Annotated in this window: 13 protein-coding genes and 1 tRNA gene; 5 read left to right on the top strand and 9 right to left on the bottom strand. The window is 71.9% G+C overall.

Features of this window, described 5'->3' with window-relative positions:
- Positions 1 to 5: 5 nt before the first annotated feature.
- A complete protein-coding gene (gene mrcB, locus AC06E6_RS07465) occupies positions 6 to 2,411 on the bottom strand; it encodes a penicillin-binding protein 1B (RefSeq protein ID WP_161615057.1) in 2,406 nt (801 codons plus the stop codon).
- A gap of 96 nt (positions 2,412 to 2,507) precedes the next feature.
- Between mrcB and AC06E6_RS07460 the strand changes: the two genes are divergently transcribed.
- Positions 2,508 to 4,607, top strand: a complete 2,100-nt coding sequence (locus AC06E6_RS07460) for a glycosyltransferase (protein WP_240211643.1) — start codon at positions 2,508 to 2,510, stop codon at positions 4,605 to 4,607.
- Here the strand turns inward: AC06E6_RS07460 and AC06E6_RS07455 are convergent.
- Entirely contained in the window at positions 4,604 to 6,151 is a 1,548-nt protein-coding gene (locus AC06E6_RS07455; protein WP_240211644.1) for a hypothetical protein, read from the bottom strand. The two genes, AC06E6_RS07460 and AC06E6_RS07455, sit on opposite strands and share 4 nt — an antisense overlap.
- A gap of 46 nt (positions 6,152 to 6,197) precedes the next feature.
- The gene (locus AC06E6_RS07450) at positions 6,198 to 8,360 is read right to left on the bottom strand and encodes a RelA/SpoT family protein (RefSeq protein ID WP_161615268.1); all 2,163 of its coding nucleotides are present in this window, start codon (positions 8,358 to 8,360) and stop codon (positions 6,198 to 6,200) included.
- Positions 8,361 to 8,423: 63 nt separating this feature from the next.
- Between AC06E6_RS07450 and AC06E6_RS07445 the strand changes: the two genes are divergently transcribed.
- Positions 8,424 to 8,936, top strand: coding sequence for a hypothetical protein (locus AC06E6_RS07445; RefSeq protein WP_240211645.1), 513 nt, complete (start codon positions 8,424 to 8,426; stop codon positions 8,934 to 8,936).
- A gap of 55 nt (positions 8,937 to 8,991) precedes the next feature.
- A complete protein-coding gene (locus tag AC06E6_RS07440; RefSeq protein ID WP_104938298.1) occupies positions 8,992 to 9,525 on the top strand; it encodes a DUF4124 domain-containing protein in 534 nt (177 codons plus the stop codon).
- A 69-nt stretch (positions 9,526 to 9,594) separates the two neighbouring features.
- Here AC06E6_RS07440 and hrpA read toward each other — a convergent pair whose 3' ends face one another.
- Positions 9,595 to 13,857, bottom strand: coding sequence for an ATP-dependent RNA helicase HrpA (gene hrpA / locus AC06E6_RS07435; RefSeq protein WP_478060757.1), 4,263 nt, complete (start codon positions 13,855 to 13,857; stop codon positions 9,595 to 9,597).
- 88 nt (positions 13,858 to 13,945) lie between these two features.
- Here hrpA and AC06E6_RS07430 point away from each other — a divergent pair, with 88 nt between their 5' ends.
- Both AC06E6_RS07430 and recQ read left to right on the top strand, forming a co-directional pair.
- Positions 13,946 to 14,494 carry a Dps family protein gene (locus AC06E6_RS07430; RefSeq protein WP_104938296.1) on the top strand — a complete coding sequence of 183 codons (549 nt, stop codon included), beginning with the start codon at positions 13,946 to 13,948 and terminating at the stop codon, positions 14,492 to 14,494.
- Between the two features lie 422 nt (positions 14,495 to 14,916).
- Positions 14,917 to 16,752 carry a DNA helicase RecQ gene (recQ, locus tag AC06E6_RS07425; protein ID WP_161615271.1) on the top strand — a complete coding sequence of 612 codons (1,836 nt, stop codon included), beginning with the start codon at positions 14,917 to 14,919 and terminating at the stop codon, positions 16,750 to 16,752.
- Here recQ and AC06E6_RS07420 read toward each other — a convergent pair.
- From AC06E6_RS07420 to queE, 5 genes are all read right to left on the bottom strand, one after another.
- On the bottom strand, positions 16,749 to 19,517 hold the full coding sequence (locus AC06E6_RS07420; RefSeq protein WP_240211648.1) for a serine/threonine-protein kinase: 2,769 nt from the start codon (positions 19,515 to 19,517) through the stop codon (positions 16,749 to 16,751). The two genes, recQ and AC06E6_RS07420, sit on opposite strands and share 4 nt — an antisense overlap.
- Positions 19,517 to 20,068, bottom strand: coding sequence for an ECF-type sigma factor (locus tag AC06E6_RS07415; RefSeq protein ID WP_161615273.1), 552 nt, complete (start codon positions 20,066 to 20,068; stop codon positions 19,517 to 19,519). Before AC06E6_RS07415 ends, AC06E6_RS07420 begins: the two co-directional genes overlap by 1 nt.
- A gap of 141 nt (positions 20,069 to 20,209) precedes the next feature.
- Positions 20,210 to 20,285: transfer RNA gene (locus AC06E6_RS07410), tRNA-Lys, on the bottom strand.
- Between the two features lie 128 nt (positions 20,286 to 20,413).
- Positions 20,414 to 21,079, bottom strand: a complete 666-nt coding sequence (gene queC, locus AC06E6_RS07405; RefSeq protein WP_104938292.1) for a 7-cyano-7-deazaguanine synthase QueC — start codon at positions 21,077 to 21,079, stop codon at positions 20,414 to 20,416.
- Between the two features lie 78 nt (positions 21,080 to 21,157).
- Complete coding sequence (gene queE, locus AC06E6_RS07400; protein WP_104938291.1) at positions 21,158 to 21,859, bottom strand: 7-carboxy-7-deazaguanine synthase QueE; 702 nt, start codon at positions 21,857 to 21,859, stop codon at positions 21,158 to 21,160.
- Positions 21,860 to 21,882 lie beyond the last annotated feature (23 nt).

Raw genomic sequence — 21,882 nt, 5'->3', positions numbered from 1 at the left:
CGCCATTATCGCGCAGGCGCGTCTGAAGGCGTGCTTGACGCCGCGGCCGGTTCCTTGCGGTCCAGCCCGAACCAGCTGCGCCAGCCCCCGCCTTCCTGGGTCTCCTCTTCCGGCACCGCCGGCGGCGCGCACGGCGCGTAGGCCGGGGCGAAGCCGGCCACGAACGGCAGCCGGCGTGCGCCCGGGCAGCCTTCGTCGGTGCTGTTGGTGCCTTCGGCGGCCACGTACTGCCAGTCCAGGCCCTTGCTGTTCACCCGCAGCGGCCGGCTCGGCAGGTTGCGGAAGATGCCCGACCACACCCGCATCGCGCCGGTGGCGCCGAACAGGCCGGCCTGCTCGTTCTGGTCGTTGCCCATCCACACCACCGCCAGGTGGTCGCCGGTGTAGCCGGCGTACCAGCTGTCGCGGCCGTCGTTGGTGGTGCCGGTCTTGCCGGCCGGCTGCAGCCGGCCGAGGCCGTCGGCGTTGAGCCCGGAGGCGGTACCGCTGGACACCACCTGCTGCAGCGCCACGCTGATCAGGTTGGCGGCGATGGAATCGCCTTCCTGCGCCGGCGCCGGGCTCTTGTCGTAACGCTTGAGCAGCGTGCCCTGCGCGTCGACCACCCCGCGCACGGCGTGCAGCGGCTGGATCTCGCCGCCGGAGGCCAGGAACTGGTACAGCTGCGCCATGCCGTAGGGGCTCTGGTCGGTGGAGCCCAGGATCACCGCCGGGTTGGCTTCGGCCTTGAGCCCGGCCAAGACGTGGATCAGCTGGGTGATGCGCTCGGGCCCGACCTGCATGCCGACCCGCACCGTGGCCTGGTTGTAGGAACGGGCCAGCGCGTCGATCAGGCGCACCGTGCCGTGGCTGCGGTTGTCGGCGTTGCCCGGGGTCCAGTTGCGCCCGCGGCTGAGCTGCACGGTCACCGGGGTGTCCTCGACCCAGGTCGCCAGCGACCAGCGGTCCGGCTGCGCCAGCGCCAGCAGGTACACGAACGGCTTGAGCAGCGAACCGACCGGCCGCTGCGCGTCGATGGCGCGGTTGAAGCCCGGCTCGGCGACATCGCGGCTGCCGACCACCGCCAGCACGTCGCCGTTGTGCACGTCGGTCAGCACCAGCCCCGCCTGCAGCTCGGGGCGGCGCTTGTTCTCCAGCGACTTGACCGTATGCGCCACCGCGCCTTCGGCGTAGGCCTGGGCCGAGGGCGACATGCCGGTGAGGACGTTGAGGCCCGCGCCCTGCAGGGTGCTTTCCGGGTAGTCATGGCCAAGCTGGCGGCGCACCAGGTCGATATAGGCCGGGAAGCGGTTGGCCGCCGCCAGCCCCGGCACCTTCGGCACCCCCAGCGGCGCCTTCAGCGCGCGCTGGTACTCGGCCGCGTCGATCAGGTCGTTCTCGTGCAGCTTGCCCAGCACGAAGTTGCGGCGGTCCAGCGCGCGCTCGGGGTTGCGCCGCGGATCGTAGTAGGACGGCCCCTTCACCAGCCCGATCAACAGCGCCACCTGCTCGGTGGTCAGCGAATTCAGATCGCGCCCGAACCAGAACTCGGCGCCCGACGCCACGCCGTGGATCGCCTGGCTGCCGCGCTGCCCCAGGTAGACCTGGTTGAGGTAGGCCTCCAGGATCACCTGCTTGTCGTAGCGCGCTTCCATGATCAGCGCGTACAGCACCTCGTTGAACTTGCGGGTGAGGGTCTGTTCCTTGCCGATGCCGAGCAGGCCGCTGCGCGCCAGCTGCTGGGTCAGCGTGCTGGCGCCCTGGCGTACCTTGCCGCCGGAGCGCACAGTGACCCAGACCGCGCGCACGATGCCGCTCAGGTCGATGCCGTGGTGGCTGTTGAAATCCTTGTCCTCCACCGCCTGCAGGCCGGTGACCAGCAGCTCGGGCGCTTCGGCGATGCGCACCAGCCGCCGTTCCTCCTGCTTCTGCCCGTACAGGGTGGCGATGCGCGCCGGGTCCAGCCGCGCGGCCTTGAGCGGCTTGCGCTGCGCGGCATCGCGCAGCGAGGCGACCTGGCCACCGGAGACCACCACGTCGATCCGGCGCGGCGCCACGCGCCCGTCGACATCGACATAGCCACGGCTGGAAATGGTGAACCGGCCGTCCTGCAGCCGGTAAGTGCCCGGGCTCTGGCCGATGCCGTCATCGCGATAGGCCGACGCCGCCAGCTCGGTCTTGAGCGTGCCGGCGTTCATCGCCACGCCCGGCGCCAGCACCAGCGGCCTGGCATAGACCCGGGTCGGGATCTGCCAGCGCAGCTCGCCGAAGCGCTGGGTCACCTGCGAGTTCAGGTACAGCGTGTACGGGATCAGGAAACCGAGACCAAGGGCGGCGGCGGCCAGGCCCCAGGTGATCAACCGGTTGCGCCAGGGCGTGCCCGGCTCGTCGGTATCGTCGTCCAGTTCGTCGGTATCGTAGCGTCGCGGCACGGGGATGCGAGAATGTAGGTTCAGGCGAGTCTAACGCAGCCTCGCGCCACCGCACCGCTGCCGGCCCCCACCTGCTTAAGCTGGAGTTGCAACCGAATGTCGATGTCCCCGGCCGATGCGCGCTACCACCTCGCCCGCATCGTCGGCCTGATCCGCCGCGGCCTGGCCAGCCTGCGCACCCGCGGCTGGCGCACCACCCTGCAGCGCGTCGGCGTGCGCCTGCGGCGGCAGCCGCCACCGCGGCGCGCGCCGTTGTACGCACCGGCCGCGGCCGCCTTCGCGCCATTCGCCGTGCCCAGCAGCGCCGAGCCGCTGGCCAGCATCGTGATCCCGGTCTACAACCATGCCGCGCATACCCTGGCGTGCCTGCGCGCACTGGCCGCGCATCCGCCGGCGGCGGCCTGCGAGATCCTGGTGGTCGACGACGGCAGCAGCGACGAGACCGCTGGCTGGATGGCGCGGATCGACGGCCTGCGCTACCACCGCCGCGCGGAGAACGGCGGCTTCATCGCCGCCTGCAACGACGGCCTGCGGCTGGCCCGCGGCCAGTACGTGGTGCTGCTGAACAATGACACCGTGCCGCAACCGGGCTGGCTGGACGCCCTGCTCGACACCTTCGTGCAGATTCCGCAGGCCGGCCTGGTCGGTGCGCAGCTGCTGTATCCGGATGGTCGCCTGCAGGAATCGGGGGGCGTGGTGTTCGACGACGGCAGTTGCTGGAGCTACGGGCGTTTCGAATCGCCGGAGGACCCGTGCTACGCCAGCCTGCGCGACGCCGATTACTGTTCCGGCGCGGCGCTGGCCATTCCGCGTGCGCTGCTGGCGCGGTTCGGCGGGCTGGATGCGCGCTATGCGCCGGCCTACTACGAGGACACCGACCTGGCGTTCAAGGTGCGCGCCGCCGGCCACCGCGTGCTGGTGCAGCCGGCCAGCCGCGTGGTCCACGACGAAGGCACCAGCAACGGCACCGACACCGGCAGCGGGGTCAAGGCTTGGCAGGTGCGCAACCAGCAGGTGTTCGCCGACGCCTGGCGCATCGCGCTGGCGCGGCAGCTGCCGGCGGGCAGCGTGCCGGGCCCGGCGCTGTTGCACCGTGGCCAGCGCCAGGTGCTGATCATCGACGAGGCGGTGCCGCGCCCGGATCGCGATTCGGCCTCGCTGCGCCAGTTCAACCTGATCCGCATGCTGCTGGCCGGCGGCGCCCACGTGGTGTTCCTGCCGACCCGCGGCGAACACGGCGTCGCCGCCACCCACGCCCTGCAGGCGCTGGGCGTGGAGGTCTGGCACGCGCCGTGGCTGGACGGCGTCGGCGCGTGGCTGCGCACGCATGGCCAGCGCTTCCAGGTGGTGCTGCTGGTGCGCCACCACGTCGCCAGCCAATGCCTGCCGCTGCTGCGGCGCCATGCGCCGCAGGCGCGCACCGTGTTCGACACCGTCGACCTGCACTACCTGCGCGAACGCCGTGGCGCCGAGCTCAGCGGCGACCCGCGGCTGGCGCGCAGTGCCGAGCGCACCCGGGCCAGCGAGCTGGCGGTGATGGCCGCGACCGACGTCACCCTGCTGGTCAGCGCCGCCGAGAAGGCGCAGTTGGCGGTCGATGCCCCCGGCGTGCGGGTCGAGCTGCTGTCCAACCTGCACGAGGTCGCCGGCCAGGGGCTGGACTGGGCGCAGCGGCAGGGGCTGGTGTTCGTCGGCGGCTTCAACCACCCGCCGAACCTGGATGCGATGCAGTGGTTCATCGGCGAGGTGTTCCCGCTGATCCGGCAACGCCTGCCGGGCATCGGCTTCCACTGCATCGGTGCCGACGTGCCCGACAGCCTGCGCGTGCTGGCGGCCACGCAGCCCGGCGTGCAGGTGCATGGCTACGTGCCCGACGTGGTGCCGTGGATGGCCGGTGGCCGGGTCGCGGTGGCCCCGCTGCGCTTCGGCGCCGGGGTCAAGGGCAAGATCAACCTGAGCATGGCCCACGGCCAGCCGGTGGTGGCCACCGGCTGCGCCGCCGAGGGCATGCACCTGCGCGACGGCGAGGACGTGCTGGTCGCCGACGGCGCCGCGGCGTTCGCCGACGCGGTGGTGCGGCTGCACGACGACGAAGCCCTGTGGCGGCGGCTGTCCGGCAACGGCCTGGACAACATTGCCCGGCATTTCTCGATGGACGCCGCGCGCGACGTGGTGACCCGGGTGTTCCTGGACTAACGCCGGGCGTTGCCCAGCCGTTCGGCGAAGGCCGGCAGCTCCGGGGTCGCCGGGTCCAGCGCGCGCGCCTGGTCCAGCGCGCGGCCGGCGAAGGCCACGTCGCCGGCGCCCAGCCGTTCGCTGCCGACCGCCAGCCAGCGCTGCGCCAGCCGCCGCCGCGCCGCGGGCAACCGCGGATCGCCCGGCGCCAGCGCCTGCCAGGCATCCAGGCAGGTGCGCGCCGCCTGCAGGCGGTTGCCCTGCAGGTGGTGCTCCATGCAGTCGCGGGCGGCGGGCAGGATGCGGGCACCGGCCTGCTTCACCCGCGCGTCGCCGGGGGCCAGCGCCTGCGCGGCCTTGAAGCGGTCGTAGGCGCTGGCGCCGGGCGGCAGCAGCCACTGCCCCTGCGCCGCCGCGGCGTCCATCTGCGCCAGCAGTGCGCGTACCCGGCGCTCGCGCTCGGCGGCCGGCATCCGCGTCTCCAGCGCCCGGTGCGCGCCCTGCGCGCGCTGCAGCGCCTGCTCGGCGGCGGCCACGTCGGCACTGCCCGGCGCCCATGCACGCGCCTGCTCCAGCGCCTGCCGCGCCTGCTCGAAATGGAAGTCGCCGGCCAGCCGCACGGCCTCGCCGGCCCAGGCCCGCGCGACCTGCTGCAATCCGCGGCGCGCCACCGGGTCGTCACCGAGCGCGAGCACCCGGCTGTATCCGTCCGCAGCCTGGCGCAGGCGCCCCCGCGCCAGGTCGCGCGCGGCCTGGCCACGACGCCGCTCCAGCGCGGTGTTCAGCGCGGCGCGGGCCGCGGGCAGTTCGGCGTGCCCCGGGTCATAGCCTTCCACCCGCCGCAGCAGGCCGGCCGCCGCCTGGATATCGTCCCGCCGCGTCGCGTCGAGCGCCGCGGCCAGCAGGTCGGACAGCGCGTCGTCGCGCCCCTGCAGCGCCTGCAGGTGATCCGGGCGTACCGCCAGCACCCGCTGGTACAACGGCAGCGCGCTGTCGGCGCCCTGGTCCAGACGCCCCTGCGCCTGTGCCGCCTCGGCACGGCGCAGCAGGTCGTCGACGCGCTCGGGTTCCCGCGCCTGGCGCTGCAGGCGCGCAGCGATGGCGTCGAGCTCCCCCTGCGGCACCTGCAGCTGCCGCGCCAGCGCCAGCGCCGCGCGGGTGGCGGGCACATCGCCGGCGGCCAGCTGCCGCCGCGCCTGTTCCAGCGCCGCGCGCCCGGTATCGGCCAGCGCGTCGCGTACGTCGCCGCGGTCCGGATCCAGCGCCGCGGCGGCTTCGAACAGTTCGCGCGCGCCGCTGCCATCGGCCGCGGACAGATGGCCCTGGCGCAGCGCGCGGTGGCCGTCGTCGAGCAGGCGCTGGATCTTGGTCTCCGGCCACAACAGGTTCGCCAGCGGCTGCCGGAACACGCTCAGCAGCACCGCCAGCAGCAGCACCCCGATGGCGATCGAGCGCCACGCGCGCGGGCTGTCCCAGCCACGCGCCACCCACCAGCGCGCGTACAGGTGCACGCGCCCGACGAGCGGCGACAGCCATCCTGGCAGGCGGGAACGGGTCTTGTGCATGCGGCCAGCCTAGCAGCCCGCGATGACGCCGCCGGCAACGCCGGCCTCAGCCCATGCGCCGCGCTTCGTCCACGCCCGGCAGCGCGTCGAGCTTGCCCAGCAGGGTGGACAGCTGGCCGTAGTCGCTCACCTTCAGCCGCAGCCGCAGCTGCATGCGGCCGCTGTCGCGCAGCGGATCGCTGTTGATGTTGAGCACGTAGGCATCCTCCTGCGCGATCAGGTTGGTGATGTCCTTGAGCAGCCAGCGCCGGTCCATGGCACGGACCATCACGTCCACCTCGTAGCCCGCGCCGGCGCGGCCCCACTCCACCGGCAGCACGCGCTCGGGGTGCGCTGCCGACAACCGCGCCAGCGCCGGGCAATCGGCACGGTGCACGGTGACCCCGCGGGTCCGGGTGAGGTAGCCGGCGATCGGCTCGCCGGCCACCGGCTGGCAGCAGCGCGCCAGCTGCACCAGCAGGTTGCCCACGCCCTGCACGGTGAAGTCGGAGCGGCCGATGCCGTCGCGGCGCGCGGTCGGCCGCGGCAGCGCCGGGGTGGCCGGCGCGGGCTGGTTCTTCTCCTTCTCCGCCTCCAGCAGCGCGCGGCTGACCTGGCTGGGGCCGGTGTCGCCAAGCGCGACCTGGATGTACAGGTCGTCGACGCTGTCGGCGTGGAAACGCCGGGCGGCGAGCATCAGGTCGGCCTGCTGCAGGCCCAGACGCTTGAGCTCGCGGTCCAGCAGTTCGCGCCCGGCCTGCACGTTGCGCGCGCGGTCGAGCTTGTGGAACCAGGTGCGTACCTTCTCGCGCGAACGGTTGCTGGCCAGGAAGCCGTTGGCCGGCAGCAGCCAGTCGCGGCGCGGGTCGGCGTCGCGCGCGGTCATGATCTCGACCCGGTCGCCGCTGCGCAGGCGGTAGGTCAGCGGCACGATGCGGCCGTTGACCTTGGCGCCGCGGCAACGGTGCCCGACCATGGTGTGCACGTGGTAGGCGAAGTCCAGCGGCGTGGCGCCGGCCGGCAGGTCCATCACCTCGCCCTTGGGGCTGAGCGCGTAGACCCGGTCCTCGATCAGCTCGGCATCCAGCGCGCCGGCCAGGTCCTCCGGATTGGCCGCATCCTGCGCCTGCTCCAGCAATTGCCGCATCCAGGTGATCTTGCGGTCGAACGCCTTCTCCGCGCCCTTGCCGCCTTCCTTGTACTTCCAGTGCGCGGCCACACCCAGTTCGGCCTGCGCATGCATCTCGTGGGTGCGGATCTGCACTTCCACGGTGCGCCCCTCCGGGCCGATCACCGCGGTGTGCAGCGAGCGGTAGTCGTTGGCCTTGGGCCGGGCGATGTAGTCGTCGAACTCGCTGGGGATCGGCGTCCACAACGCGTGCACCACGCCCAGCGCGGCGTAGCAGGCGGCCACGTCGTCCACCATCACCCGCACCGCGCGCAGGTCGTAGAGCTGCTCGAAGGCCAGCTTCTTCTTCTGCATCTTCCGCCAGATGCTGTAGATGTGCTTGGGCCGGCCGCTGACCTCGGCGCGGATGCCGTGCTCGCCCAGCGCCGCGGACAGGCGGCGTTTGACCGCTTCGACGTAGCGCTCGCGCGCCAGCCGGGTTTCGTCCACCTCGCGCGCGATGTGGCGGTACGTATCCGGCTCCAGGAAACGGAACGCCAGGTCTTCCAGCTCCCATTTCAACTGCCAGATGCCCAGGCGGTTGGCCAGCGGCGCGTGGATGTCGCGGGTCAGCTGCGCCAGCGCGCGGCGCTGCTCCTCGGGGCTGCGGTCGGCCGCGCGCATGCACGCCAGTTGCCGCGCCAGCAGCACCGGCACCACGCGCAGGTCGTGGACGATGGACAGCAGCAGGCGGCGCAGGCCTTCGCTGTTGCGGCCGGCCTCGCGCCCGGCGTGCAGCGCCCACACCTGGTCGGCGGCATCCTGCCCATCGAGCAGCCCGCGCACCGCGGCCGCCGCGTTGCCCAGCGGCAGCTCCGCCAGGCGCGCGCGCAGGCCCGGCAGATCGAACAGCAGCGCGGCGGCGATCACCGCCTCGTCGGCGGACAGCAGGGCCAGCGCATCGAGCGTGTCGGCCAGCACCGGCCACGGCAACCGCGGTTGGGTGTCGGTCCCGGGCTGCCGCCAGGCACCCAGCAGCGCCTCCCGCAACGGATCGGAAAGGGCGCCGCAGGACGGGCGGTGCAGCAGGGCATCCAGGCCGGAGAGGGAAGAACGGTTCACAGCGGTTGATGGCGGGCGGATGCGCCTACACTAGCGCCCAACCATCCACGGGAACAATCGCCCATGCAGCCGTCGCGCCTTTGCCTCCTGCTCACCACCACCCTGCTGCTCGCACCGGCGTTCGCCGTACACGCGCAGCGCGTCGTCGAAGGCGACCTGCAGCAGCAGATGTCCTCCGCCGAGTTCAAGGCCGCGGGCCTGGAAAAGCTCTCGCCGGAGGAGCTGGCCGCGCTCAACGCCTGGCTGCAGGGCAAGGTGCGCAATGCCACCGCCACCGCGCTGGAGCAGGCGCGCGAGGAAGGCCGCCAGGAAGTGATCGTGAAGAACCGCGGCTTCTTCGACTTCGGCTCCAGCGAGCCGATCAAGGCCACGCTGGTGGGCGAGTTCAGCGGCTTCGGCAAGGGCCGCCAGTACACCCTGGACAATGGCCAGGTCTGGGAACAGACCGACGATGCGCGGGCCGCCGGTGTCCGCAAGCAGGCGCCGGCGGTGCAGATCACCCCGGGGCTGATGGGGGTGTGGTACCTGCAGATCGACGGGCTCAATACCCGCGCCAAGGTGCGCCGCACCAAGTAACCTGTGCCCGTTCCCGCGCCGCGCACCGCGGCGCCCGCCCCTGCCCTGGTCCGCCATGCCCTTCCTGCCCGCCACGCTGTTGCTCCTGCTGCTGTTCCTGCTGCCGGCCGGCGCGTCGGCCCAGGTCTACAAGTGCAAGGGGAAATCCGGGGAAACCGCGTATTCCGAGCATCCCTGCGACGCCAACGCGCAGCCGATGAAGCTGCGCAGCGAGCGCCTGCCGGCGCCGGTGGCGCTACCGCCACCGCCCCCGGCGGAGGCAGGCGAGCCGGAGCAATCGCCGCTGCGCGAGAGCGGCAGCCCGCCGCCAGCGCCGGCGGAACAGGACCGCAGCGCCGAACGCGCGTGCATCGCCACGGCGACCGCGTCGATCTACGGCCCCTCCAACGACCGCGTGGCGACCTACCAACAGCAGATGGCGATGCTCGGCGAGCAGCTGGACAACGCCGCCGACGCCAAGCGCAGCCAGGCCCTGCAGGCGCGCATGGACAACCTGCGCCGCGCGATCAGCCGCGAGCATGCCTACGCCCACGACCAGGTCAACGCCGCGCGCCGGCGCTGCGTGGAGCAGTACCGCCCCACGCCGTAGCGGCGGGCCTTGCCCGCACCGCCGTTGCGGTGACGCCGCCTGCCGGGCGAGCCCCGCCGGCGGCGCGGGTCAACCGCGCAGCGCGGTGACCCGCTGCGCCAGCTTCTTCGGCGAGATGCCGGAACGGAAGCCCAGTTCCTGGGCGAACAGCGATACCCGCAGTTCCTCGATGTCCCAGCGCAGCGCCGACCACTCCGGCCGCGCCGCCAGCCCCTGCGCCCGCGCCTCCTCCAATGCGTCGACGAAGGGCTTGAGCTCGAGCATGCGCGCCTGGTCGCGGGGTGGGTCGCGCTTGGCGCGTTCGCTGCGCAGGATCATCGCCTTCAGGTAACGCGGGAACTGCGCCAGCGCGTCGGCGGGGGTCTGCCGCAGGAAGCCGGCATGCGCCAGCGACGCCAGCTGCCGTTCCATGTCGTCGAGGTTGCCGCGCGCCCAGCCCATCAACGGCGCCTCCAGCAGCGGCTTGAGCTCGCCCACCAGGCCGAGGATGGTCTCGGCCAGGCGCAGCCGCTCCATCGCTTCGCCGAACAGGCGCTTGCCGGCATCGGCACGGCGCAGCTTGAACGCCTCCGCCGAGCGGATTTCGCCCAGGCCATCGGCCAGCACCGCGTTCATGGCCGCATCGACCAGGTCGCCGCGCAGCCTTTCCTGCGATTCGATGGCCGCATACAGCAGACCGGTCTTGGGCGATACCGGCAGCTGCTTGCGGGCCTGCTTGACCTTGTCGGCCAGGGCGATCTCCAGCAGCCGCCGCACCCCGCCCGGATGCGCCAGCCGCGCGGCGTTGCGGTCGGCGAAGATGCGCAGCGCCGCCGTCTCGCCGGTATCGACCAGCGCCGGGTACGCCGGCACGCCGGCTTCGCCGGGCACCTGCTCGGGAATGACGCCGGCCGGGAACTCGCGCAGCCCCTCGGCCGCCAGCGCCTTGCCGGCGCGCGCCGCGAACGCCTGCCCGGCGCGCTCGCCGAAGCGTGCGCGCAGCGCATCGAGATCGCGCGACATCGCCAGCAGCCGGCCCTCGCCATCGGCCAGGCGCAGGTTCATGCGCAGGTGCGGCTCCAGCGCGGCCTCGTCGAAATCGGTGGCCGCCACCACCGCGCCGGTGGCTTTGGACAGGAACCGCGCCAGCTCGCCGCGGATGTCGTCGGCCGAGGGCTGCGGCCAGGCCTCGAAGAAGGCGCGGCCGAAGTCCGGCGCCGGCACGTAGTTGCGGCGCATCGCCTTGGGCAGGCTGCGGATCAGCGCCGCGGCCTTGTCGGCGACGAACCCCGGCGCCAGCCACGACAGCCGCGCCGGGTCCAGCGCGTTGAGCAGGTGCAGCGGCACGTCCAGGGTGACGCCGTCGTCCGCCGCGCCGGGCTCGAAGCGGTAATGCATCGCCAGCCGCGCGTCGCCCAGCGCGAAATATTTCGGATAGCGCTCCTGCTCGCTGCCTTCGCCCGGCAGCAGGTCGGCCAGCGACCAGCGCAGCGTGCGCTGCTGCGCGGGCGGCAGTGCCTTCCACCAGGCATCCAGCCCACTGGCCGAATGGATCTCGGCCGGGACCCGGTCCAGGTACCAGCGCGCCTGCCAGTCCTCGTCGGCGACGATGCCGGCGCGGCGCAGCTTGGCCTCTTCCTCGCGCGCCTGCTCCAGCACCTTGAGGTTGTCGGCGACGAAGCCGGCACGGGTATTGATCTCGCCGGTGACCAGCGCCTGGCGCACGAAGATGTCATGCGCTTCGCCGGGGTTGATGCGGCCGTAATGCACCGGCTTGCGCGGCGCCAGCACCAGCCCGAACAGGCTGATCTGCTCGGCCGCCAGCACCTGGCCCTGGGCACGCGACCAGTGCGGATCGAAATGCTTGCGCGCCAGCAGGTGCGGCAGTTCGGCGATGGCCCAGTCCGGCTCGATGGCGGCGTTGGTCAGGCCCCACACGCGCTGGGTATCGAGCAGGGTCGCGCTCAGCACCCACGGCGGCGGCCGCTTGGCCAGCGCCGAGCCCGGGAACAGGTGGAAGCGGCGCTGGCGCGGCGCCTGGAAGTCGCCCTTCTCGGTGCGGTGGCCGATCTGCGTCGGCAGCCCGGCGAGGATCGCCCGGTGCAGCGCCTGGTAGGCCGCGGCCCGCACCTTCTCCGGCACCGGGACGGAACCGGGCTCGGAGTCGGTTTTTGCCTTGCCTGGCCGGGCGGCTGCGCCGGCCCCCGGAACATCCGGCGCAGCCACAGATTTCGCCGGCTTCGCGCCTTCGCGTGCCAGCCGCGCCGCCTTGTGCAGTTCGCCGCGCGTGGCCTTGCGCCTGGCGTCGCCATCGCCGCCTGCCGGCAGTGCGGCCGGCGCGGCAAGCAGCGCCCGCAGCAGCGATCCGTTTTCCTGCTGCCCTCCCTGGCGCGGCTGCGCTGCACCCGGATCGTCCGGCCCGGCCATCCCAGGCCGGGCGCTCCCCAGCGCACGCGCCAGTGGCGCGTCAGCGCGCTGGCTCGCCCAGCCCAGCTCCTCGCACAGCAGGCGCAGCTGACGGTGCAGTTCGCGCCATTCGCGCATGCGCAGGAAGCCGAGGAAATGCCGGCCGCACCAGTCGCGCAGTTTGGATTGGGTCAGGTCTTCGTGCGCTGCGCGGTAGCCTTCCCACAGGCGCAGGATGCCGAGGAATTCCGAACGCGGGTCGGCGAAGGCCGCATGCGCGTTGTCGGCGGCCTCGCGCGCTTCCGGCGGCCGTTCGCGCGGGTCCTGGATGCCCAGGAACGAGGCGATCACCAGCATCTCGTGCAGGCAGCCGGCCTGCTGCGCGGCCACCAGCATGCGCGCCAGCTTCACGTCCACCGGCAACCGCGCCATCTGCCGGCCGATGGCGGTGAGCCTGCGCTCGCCGTCGATCGCGCCCAGCTCGGCCAGCTGCTGCCAGCCGTCGGCGACCGCGCGTTCGTCCGGCGGCTCGAGGAACGGGAAATCCTCGATCCGCCCCAGGCCCAGCTGCAGCATGCGCAGGATCACCCCGGCCAGCGAGGAACGGCGGATCTCCGGATCGGTGAATTCCGGGCGCGCCTGGAAATCGGCCTCGGCATACAGGCGGTAACACACGCCCTCGGCGATGCGCCCGCAGCGGCCCTTGCGCTGGTTGGCGCTGGCCTGCGACACCGGTTCGATGTGCAGCCGGTCCAGCTTCTGCCGCGGACTGTAGCGCTTGACCCGGGCGTAGCCGGGGTCGACCACGTAGCGGATGCGCGGCACCGTCAGCGAGGTCTCGGCGACGTTGGTGGTGAGCACCAGGCGCCGCTTCGGCCCCGGGTTGAACACCCGGTCCTGGTCCTTGGCCGAGAGCCGCGCATACAGCGGCAGCACCTCGGTCTCGCGGTACTTGCGCCGTTCCAGCGCCTGGTGCGCGTCGCGGATCTCGCGCTCGCCGGGCAGGAACACCAGCACATCGCCGCGCGGATCCAAGCGGGTGATCTCGTCCACCGCCGCGACGATCGCCTCGTTGACCGATACCGGGTCCGCGTCAGCATCATCGCCGCGGCCGCGCCCGCCCCTGCCCTCGGCGACCGGCGCCGGCCGTGCCTCGTCCAGCGGCCGGTAGCGCACCTCCACCGGGTAGGTGCGGCCCTCGACGCTGACCACCGGCGCATCGTCGAAATGACGCGAGAAGCGCTCGGTGTCGATGGTGGCCGAGGTCACCACCAGCTTCAGGTCCGGGCGCCGACGCAGCAGCTGCTTGAGGTAACCGAGCAGGAAATCGATGTTGAGGCTGCGCTCGTGCGCCTCGTCGATGATCAGCGTGTCGTAGCGCGACAGCCAGCGGTCCGAGGCGATCTCGGCCAGTAGGATGCCGTCGGTCATGAACTTGATGCGGCTGTCCTCGCCGACCTTGTCGGTGAAGCGCACCTGGTAGCCGACCACCGTGCCCAGTTCGCTGCCCAGCTCCTCGGCCACGCGCGTGGCGACCGCGCGCGCGGCGATGCGCCGCGGCTGGGTGCAGCCGATCATCCCGGCCTCGCCGCGCCCGGCGGCCAGGCACAGCTTGGGCAGCTGGGTGGTCTTGCCCGAACCGGTCTCGCCGGCGATCACCACCACCTGGTGGTCGCGGATCAGGGCGGTGATCCGCTCGGCTTCACGCGCGATCGGCAGCGCGTCGTCCATGCTGATCGCAAGCGGCCGCGCCGCGCGCTGCCGACGCTGCTCCCGGGACTGCTCCAGCAGCCCGCGGAACGCCGCCTCGGCGGCGGCATCGGCCGGCCGCCCCTGCCAGCGTGACCACAGCCCGAGCAGGCGCCCGCGGTCGCGGCTCATCGCCCCGTCGATGGCTGTACGGGCTTGGCGCAGGCGCGCGGCAGTGTCCTTTTCGATAGCGCTCATCAATCGTTCAACGAGAAAACGTGAAATACCGGTATGGTCCCGATGGCGCTATTGTGAAGCCATTCAACCCGACAAGGAGCAACGCGTCATGGCCAAGGCCAAGAACAGCAGCAAACCCGACGCCGGCAAGAAGCAGCTGGCCGCCTCCGCGCCCTCGGCGCCGGGCATCGATATCGGGATCAAGGATGCCGATCGCAAGAAGGTCGCCGATGGGCTGTCGCACTTCCTCGCCGACGCCTACACGCTGTACCTGAAGACCCACAACTTCCACTGGAACGTCACCGGGTCGATGTTCAATTCGCTGCACACCATGTTCGAGGCGCAGTACACCGAGCAGTGGACGGCACTGGACGAGATCGCCGAACGCATCCGCGCACTGGGCTTCAACGCCCCCGGCTCGTACCGCGAATTCGTCGCCCTGACCTCCATCGCCGAGGAACCGGGGCTGACCGACAGCGCCGACTGGCGCGAAATGGTGCGCCAGCTGGTGCAGGGCAACGAGGCGGTGTGCCGCACCGCGCGCAAGGTGCTGGAACAGGCGGAGAAGGCCGGCGACGCGCCCAGCGAAGACCTGCTGACCCAGCGCCTGCAGACCCACGAGAAGTACGCCTGGATGCTGCGCTCGCTGCTGCAGTAAACCCGTTGGGGCTTTGCCCCTGCGGGTTTTCCAGGGTTCCGCGCCGCGGAACCCTGGACCCTGCTTCACCTGCCTGCCAGATCCCCCCGCCTTCGGCGCGCCCCCTTTACCAAAGGGGGCTGCTCTCCATAGGGATCGTGTGTGGTTGCAGTAAACCTTTGAGCATTTGCCCTGCGGTCCTTGCAGGGTTGCGCGCCGCGGAACCCGGGAGCCGGCCTCAGTTGCCCGCCACGCCCCTGCCGAGCGGCCTGCGCAGGATCGGTGGGCACGCGGGAGGGGCGGGATCCAGCGGCCGCGCGCACTGCGGGCCGGTCCGCGGCGTGCGGCCCTGTGCGGAACAGAAACCTGCCCTCGGCTTTCCCGACGCGTGGACGGGACGGCGGCGGACGGGCGGGCTTGACCGGGCAGTTATCCTAGGCGGCATGTCTTCCCCCGCCCATGAACTGCTGAAGCGCGTCTTCGGCTACGACGCCTTCCGCGGCAACCAGCAGGCCATCGTCGAACACGTCACCGCCGGCAACGACGCCTTGGTGCTGATGCCCACCGGTGGCGGCAAGTCGCTGTGCTACCAGGTGCCGGCGCTGTTGCGCGAGGGCTGCGGCATCGTGGTGTCGCCGCTGATCGCGCTGATGCAGGACCAGGTGGAGGCGCTGCGCCAGCTCGGCGTGCGCGCCGAGTTCCTCAACTCCACGCTGGACGCGGAAACCGCCGGCCGGGTCGAGCGCGAACTGCTGGCCGGCACCCTGGACCTGCTCTACGTGGCGCCGGAGCGGCTGCTGACCGGGCGCTTCCTGTCGCTGCTCGAGCGCAGCCGCATCGCCCTGTTCGCGATCGACGAGGCGCACTGCGTGTCGCAGTGGGGCCACGATTTCCGTCCCGAGTACCGGCAGCTGACGGTGCTGCACGAGCGCTGGCCGCAGGTGCCGCGCATCGCCCTGACCGCCACCGCCGACCCGCCGACCCAGCGCGAGATCGCCGAGCGCCTGGACCTGGCCCAGGCCGAGCACTTCATCAGCTCCTTCGACCGCCCCAACATCCGCTACACGGTAGTGCAGAAGGACAACGCCCGGCGCCAGCTGCTGGCGTTCCTGCGCGGCCACCGCGGCGAGGCCGGCATCGTCTACTGCATGTCGCGGCGCAAGGTCGAGGAAACCGCCGACATGCTCCGCGGCGAGGGCCTGGACGCGCTGCCCTACCACGCCGGCCTGCCGGCCGAGGTACGCGCGGCCAACCAGCGCCGCTTCCTGCGCGAGGACGGGATCGTGATGTGCGCCACCATCGCCTTCGGCATGGGCATCGACAAGCCGGACGTGCGCTTCGTGGCGCATACCGACCTGCCCAAGTCGATGGAAGGCTACTACCAGGAAACCGGCCGCGCCGGTCGTGATGGCGAGCCGGCCGAGGCCTGGCTGTGCTACGGGCTGGGCGACGTGGTGCTGCTCAAGCAGATGATCGAACAGGGCGAGGCCAGCGAGGAACGCAAGCAGCTCGAGCGCGCCAAGCTCGACCACCTGCTCGGCTACTGCGAATCCATGCAGTGCCGCCGCCAGGTGCTGCTGGCCGGCTTCGGCGAGACCTACGTGCCTGTCGGCACGCCCAAGGGCGTGCCGGGCCAGCCCTGCGGCAACTGCGACAACTGCCTGTCGCCGCCGGCCGCCTGGGACGCCACCATCCCCGCGCAGAAGGCGCTGAGCTGCGTGTATCGCAGCGGCCAGCGCTTCGGCGTCGGCCACCTGATCGACATCCTGCGCGGCAGCGACAGCGAACGCATCCGCCAGCTCGGCCACGACCAGCTCAGCACCTTCGGCATCGGCAGCGACCTGGACGCGCGCACCTGGCGGGGGGTGTTCCGGCAACTGGTCGCCGCCAGCCTGCTGGAGGTGGACCCGGAGGCGCATGGCGGGCTGCGCCTGACCGACGCCAGCCGCGACGTGCTCAAGGGCCGCCGCCAGGTGATGATGCGCCGCGAACCGCCTGCCGCCCGCGGCGAACGCGACCGCAGCAGCACCCCGCGCACCGGCGTGGCGGTGCAGCCGGAGGACCTGGCGCTGTTCAACGCACTGCGCGGCCTGCGCGCCGAACTGGCGCGCGAACAGAACGTGCCGGCCTTCGTCATCTTCCACGACAGCACCCTGCGCAACATCGCCGAACAGCGCCCGACCAGCCTCGATGCGCTGGGCCGGGTCGGTGGCATCGGCGGCAGCAAGCTGGCGCGCTACGGGCAGCGGCTGGTGGAGATCGTGCGCGAGCAGGGTTAGGCCGCGCGCCCCCGCCCGCCGCGGGCCAGCAGCAGCAGGCCGTCGAGCCGGCGCCGCGCAGGGGCGTCATCGACCTGCAGCCGCTCGATGGTCGGCAGCGCCTGCAGCAGCGCTTCCAGTGCCGGCTGCCGGTGACCAAGGCGCAGCAGGGTTTCGGCCAGGTCGATGCGGCAGGTCGCAGTCTCCAGCTTGCCGTCGCCATGCAGCGACCGCGCATGCTCCAGCGCGGTGCGGCGCAGTGCCAGCGCCGCCGCGCCCTCGCCGCTGCGCTCGGCCAGGTCCGCGCGGATGCGCAGCAGGCGCAGCTGCTGGGTCGCCGGTATCCGCGCCCCCAGTTGCCGCAGCAACGCCTGCGCCTGGGCGGTGTCGTCCTGGCGGATGTGCCAGTCGATGCGGTTGAGCCGGGCCTCGATCCGCCCCGGCGCGTCCGCCGGCAGCGCCGCGTCCAGGCCGGCGTCGGCATGCAGCAGCAGCGTGCCCGCTTCCTGCATGCGCGCCTGGCGCATCAGCAGCGCGCCCAACCCCGACTCGGCGCGCAGGCTGGTGGGCGATTGCGCGCCCAGCCGCTCGCGGCGGATCGCCAGGGCCTGCCGGTACAACTGTTCGGCCTGGGCCAGGTCGCCGCGCAGTTCCTGCAGGTCGCCGTAGTTGAACAGCCCCATCGAGTATTCCACCGAGCCGGTGCCGTCGATGAGCCCGCTCAGATGCTGCCGCAGCTGGTACTGCCGCTCCGCGGCGGCGTAATCGCCCCAGTCGCGGTACAGATCGGCAAGCCCGTCGTGCTGCATCAGCACGAAGCTGCTTTCCGGCCCGTACAGCTCCTGCGCGTGGCGCAGGCCCGCCTGCAGCAGCGGCAACGCCTGGGCGAAACGCCCCTGCTCGCGCAGGATCTGCGCCAGCCGCATTTCCGCGGCCAGCGCCATGCTGGTGCGGCGCGGCGGGCTGCCGCCAAGCACCTGGCGCAGCTCGCGCTCGGCCGAGGCCAGCCGCCCCCAGCGCAGGTACATCAGGCCCTTGTTGTAGGACAGCGCCAGCTTCTCGCTGGCGACGCCGGAGTGCGGCAGCTTCGCGTACAGCTCCATTGCGGTGTCGAAGGCGGCCTCGGCACGGTCGAACTGCTGCTGGTTCACCAGCGCCATGCCGCGCGCGCCATGCAGCCGGGCCCGGGTGGCCATGGCCGCGCTCGACGGCAACAGCGCCAGGCCGCGCTCGGCCAGCGCCTGGCCCAACGCACCGTTGCCGCCCTGGGTCTTCTGCAGCGACAACTCCACCAGTACCGCCGCCGCATCCGCCGGGCGGTTCACCCGCGGGTCGATGAAGCCGTCGTAGGCCTGCTGCAGCAGCACGTCGGCCTGCCGCGGCACCCCGGAGTTGCGGTACGCCGTCCCCAGCACCGCGCGCATCCGGGCCAGTTGCGCCGGCGCGTCGGCCAGGTCCTGGGAGACGCGCAGCGCCGCCTTGTCCAGCAGTTGCCGCGCGGACAGTTCCTGCTGTCCGCGCTCGGTGCGCAGGTACGGATCGGCGGTCTCGAACACGCCCACCATGAAGTCGCCCACCTGGTGGGCGATGGCGGCCTCCTCTTCGGCGTGCCGGCGCGCCTGCACCAGCCCGGCCACGAAGATCAGCGCCAACGACAGCGCGCCCGCGGCGGCCGCCAGCCCCCGTCCATTGCGCTGCACGCCGCGCACCAGCCGGTACAGGCGCCCGGACTGCCGCGCGGCCACCGGCCGCCGCTCCAGATAGCGCGTCACGTCGGCCATCAGTGTTTCCACCGAGCGGTAACGCGCGGCGACATCGCGGGCGCACGCCCGCGCGGCGATGGCGTCGAGGTCGCCGCGCAGCGCACGGCGCCAGCGCAGGCCCGGTGGCGCATTGGCCGAGGGCAGGATCACCGGCGCCTCGCCGAGCTGCAGCGCCTGCGCGCAGCGGCGCGTGGACAGCAGTTCCACCAGCAGCACGCCGAGGCTGTAGACATCGCTGGCCACGCCCACCGGCTCGCCGTTCACCAGCTCCGGGCTGGCATAGCCCGGGGTGCAGTAACCGGCCTCGCCACGCTCGCGCGCGTCGTTGAGTACCCGGGCCAGGCCGAAATCGAGCAGTACCGGCCTGCCGTCGGGCCGCACCAGCACGTTGCCCGGCTTGAGGTCGCAGTGCAGTACCAGGCGCTCATGCGCCGAGCGCACGACCGCGCAGACATCCAGGAACAGCCGCAGCCGCGCCGCAAGCCCGAGCGCATGGGTGGCGCAGTGGCGGTCCAGCGGCAGGCCCTCAATGTATTCCATCACCAGGTAGGGATAGCCATCGGGCGTGGTGCCACCGTCGTAGAGCCGGGCCACGTCGGGCAGGTTCAACCCGGCCAGCACCTGGCGCTCGGCCTGCAGCCGCTCCACCTCGCCCGCGCCCGGCATGCCGTGCAGCAGCTTGATCGCAACCGTGCGCCGATACACGCCGTCGTCGCGTTCGGCCTTGAACACGGTACCCATGCCGCCGCCGGCGATGCGCGCGGTCAGCCGCCACGGTCCCAGCCGCTGGCCTACCGCCAGCTCCGGGGTCAGTGCGCGCGCCAGCGCGGCATCCAGCCGGCTGCTGATCCGGCTCAGGCCCTGGGTCTGCGCATGCAGCAGCTGCAGCACGTCCTCGGCCAGAGCGGGATCACGGCAGTGCTGCTGTACCTGCTGCCGCCACTGCGTGCGTGGCAGGTCGCAGACGGCATCGAACAGCTCGCGGGTCTGGCGCCAGCGCGCCGCCTCCTCCGCGGTGGACATCAGGCCAGCTGTCGGTTGAGCCAGGCCCTGGCGAAACGCAGGTCGCGGTCCACGGTGGGTGCCGAAACCCCCATCACCATGGCGATCTCATCGCGGCTCATGCCGCCGAAATAGGTCAACTCGACCATGCTCGCCGCGCGCGGCTCGAGTTCGGCCAGCTGGCTCAGGGCCTGGTGCAGCGCCATCACGTCGTAGGCATCGCCGTCGTCGTCGGGGACGTCGCTGGCGTGGGACAGGGTCAGCTGGACAAGATTGCCGCCACGCTTGTCGGCGGCACGCGCGCGCAGGTGGTCCACCAGTACCGAGCGCATCTTCAGCGCCGCCACGGCGATGAAATGGGCGCGGTCCTTGAAATCCACTTCCGAACCCAGCAGCCGCAGCAGCGACTCGTTGACCAGCGCTGCCGGTTGCAGGGTGCCGCCGGTATCGTTGAACAGCCGGTTGCGGGCGACCACCATCAGGTCCGAATACAGGGCTTCGAACAACTGCTCGCGCGCCTGCGTGTCGCCTCCTTGCCAGCGATGCAGGAGTTGCGTGATCTGGGTACTCAAGCGTCCCCCACTGCTACCGTGAAACCGACCAAGCCCATGGTAGGACCGGCGCCCGCCACTGCGACCTGGCACAGTTCACAGAAACCGCGTACCGCCCACTGCAAGAACGCAGTCCCGCACGGCGGGACCGTTGTCTGATCATGGTGGGCCGTGAAGGATTCGAACCTTCGACCAAAAGATTAAAAGTCTTCTGCTCTACCGACTGAGCTAACGGCCCAAACAAAGACCCGGCATGGCGCCGGGGTGGGCATTCTAGCGCAAAATGCCTGAAAACAGAATGCGCGAGCGGACGTTGCGCAGCGCCGGCGGCCGGCATGACGCCGCCCGATCGCGCCGCGGGGACGCTCAGGCGTAGTGGGTCGGATCGGGCAGACCGGCGGCGGCAAAACCGTCAGCGCGCAGCCGGCAGGCGTCGCAATGACCACAGGCGCGCCCCTGCGCGTCGGCGCGGTAGCAGGACACCGTCAACCCGAAATCCACGCCCAGGCGTGCGCCTTCGCTGGCGATCTGCGCCTTGCTCAGGTACTGCAGCGGCGCGTGGACGCGGATGCCCGCGCCTTCCACCCCGGCCTTGGTCGCCAGGTTGGCCAGCGCCTGGAAGGCGGCGACGAACGCGGGGCGGCAATCCGGGTAGCCGGAGTAATCGACCGCGTTGACGCCGCAGAAGATGTCGTTGGCGCCCAGCACCTCGGCCCAGCCCAGCGCAAGCGAAAGCATGATGGTGTTGCGCGCAGGCACGTAGGTGACCGGGATGCCCTCGCCACCGGCGTCGGGCACGTCGATGTCGTCGGTCAGGGCCGAGCCGCCGATGCTGCGCAGGTCGACATCCACCACCTTGTGCGCGGCCACGCCCAGCGCCTGCGCCACGCGCGCGGCGGCATCCAGCTCGGAGGTATGGCGCTGGCCGTAACGCACACTGAGCGCATGCACGGTGAAGCCCTGTTCCTGGGCCATGGCGACGACGGCGGCCGAATCCATGCCGCCGGAAAGAAGCACGACTGCCTTCTTCATGGAGTGATAGTCCGGTTGGGGGAAGGAACGCCAGCACGCTGTCCCGCGCCGGTACGCAAGTGGGAACGAAGCGCGCGGCTACCTGCCCGGCTCGTCGTTCCAGAGGATCTTGTGCAGCTGCATCTGGAAGCGCACCGGCAGGCGGTCGGCGACGATCCAGTCGGCCAGCTCGCGCGCGCCGAGCCGGTCCTTGCAGGGCGAGAACAGCACCATGCAGCGCTCGTGCAGGCGCTGCGCGGCAACCATGTCCCGGGCCCAGTCGTAGTCGGCGCGGTCGCACAGCACGAACTTGAGCTGGTCGCGCGCGGTCAGCAGCGGCAGGTTCTCCAGCCGGTTGCGCGGCATCTCGCCCGACCCGGGCGTCTTCAGATCGACCACGCGCGACACCCGCGGATCGACGCCGCCGATGTCCAGCGCGCCCGAGGTCTCCAGCGAAACCTCCAGGCCGGCGTCGCACAGCGCGCGCAGCAGCACCAGGCAGCGCTTCTGCGCCAGCGGCTCGCCGCCGGTCACGCAGACATGGCGCACGCCGTGGCCGCGCACCTCGGCGACGATGTCGTCGATATCGCGCCACTGCCCGCCGTGGAAGGCGTATTCGGTATCGCAGTAGCCGCAGCGCAGCGGGCAGCCGGTCAGGCGCACGAACACGGTCGGCCAGCCGGCAGTGTCGGCCTCGCCCTGCAGGGACAGGAAGATCTCGGTGATCTTCAGCCGCGGCAGCGGCGACTGCACGATCTCGCTGGGCGTGGCGGCGGCGCTGGAAAGGGAAACGGCGGTCATGGCGGGAACTTCTGGAGGGGCGG

The sequence above is a fragment of the Stenotrophomonas sp. Steno-Z10-HUANG genome, from assembly GCF_056393075.1.
Note: the sequence above shows the minus strand (reverse complement) of the source record. Positions and strands in the feature narration are given on the sequence as shown.

Excerpts from the sequence above, each read along its gene's own strand:
- AC06E6_RS07460 (WP_240211643.1), top strand. The coding sequence starts at position 2,508 with ATGTCGATGTCCCCGGCCGATGCGCGCTACCACCTCGCCCGCATCGTC.
- queC (WP_104938292.1), bottom strand. The coding sequence starts at position 21,079 with ATGAAGAAGGCAGTCGTGCTTCTTTCCGGCGGCATGGATTCGGCCGCC.
- hrpA (WP_478060757.1), bottom strand. The coding sequence starts at position 13,857 with ATGAGCGCTATCGAAAAGGACACTGCCGCGCGCCTGCGCCAAGCCCGT.
- AC06E6_RS07455 (WP_240211644.1), bottom strand. The coding sequence starts at position 6,151 with ATGCACAAGACCCGTTCCCGCCTGCCAGGATGGCTGTCGCCGCTCGTC.
- recQ (WP_161615271.1), top strand. The coding sequence starts at position 14,917 with ATGTCTTCCCCCGCCCATGAACTGCTGAAGCGCGTCTTCGGCTACGAC.
- AC06E6_RS07430 (WP_104938296.1), top strand. The coding sequence starts at position 13,946 with ATGGCCAAGGCCAAGAACAGCAGCAAACCCGACGCCGGCAAGAAGCAG.
- AC06E6_RS07440 (WP_104938298.1), top strand. The coding sequence starts at position 8,992 with ATGCCCTTCCTGCCCGCCACGCTGTTGCTCCTGCTGCTGTTCCTGCTG.
- AC06E6_RS07445 (WP_240211645.1), top strand. The coding sequence starts at position 8,424 with ATGCAGCCGTCGCGCCTTTGCCTCCTGCTCACCACCACCCTGCTGCTC.
- AC06E6_RS07420 (WP_240211648.1), bottom strand. The coding sequence starts at position 19,517 with ATGTCCACCGCGGAGGAGGCGGCGCGCTGGCGCCAGACCCGCGAGCTG.
- queE (WP_104938291.1), bottom strand. The coding sequence starts at position 21,859 with ATGACCGCCGTTTCCCTTTCCAGCGCCGCCGCCACGCCCAGCGAGATC.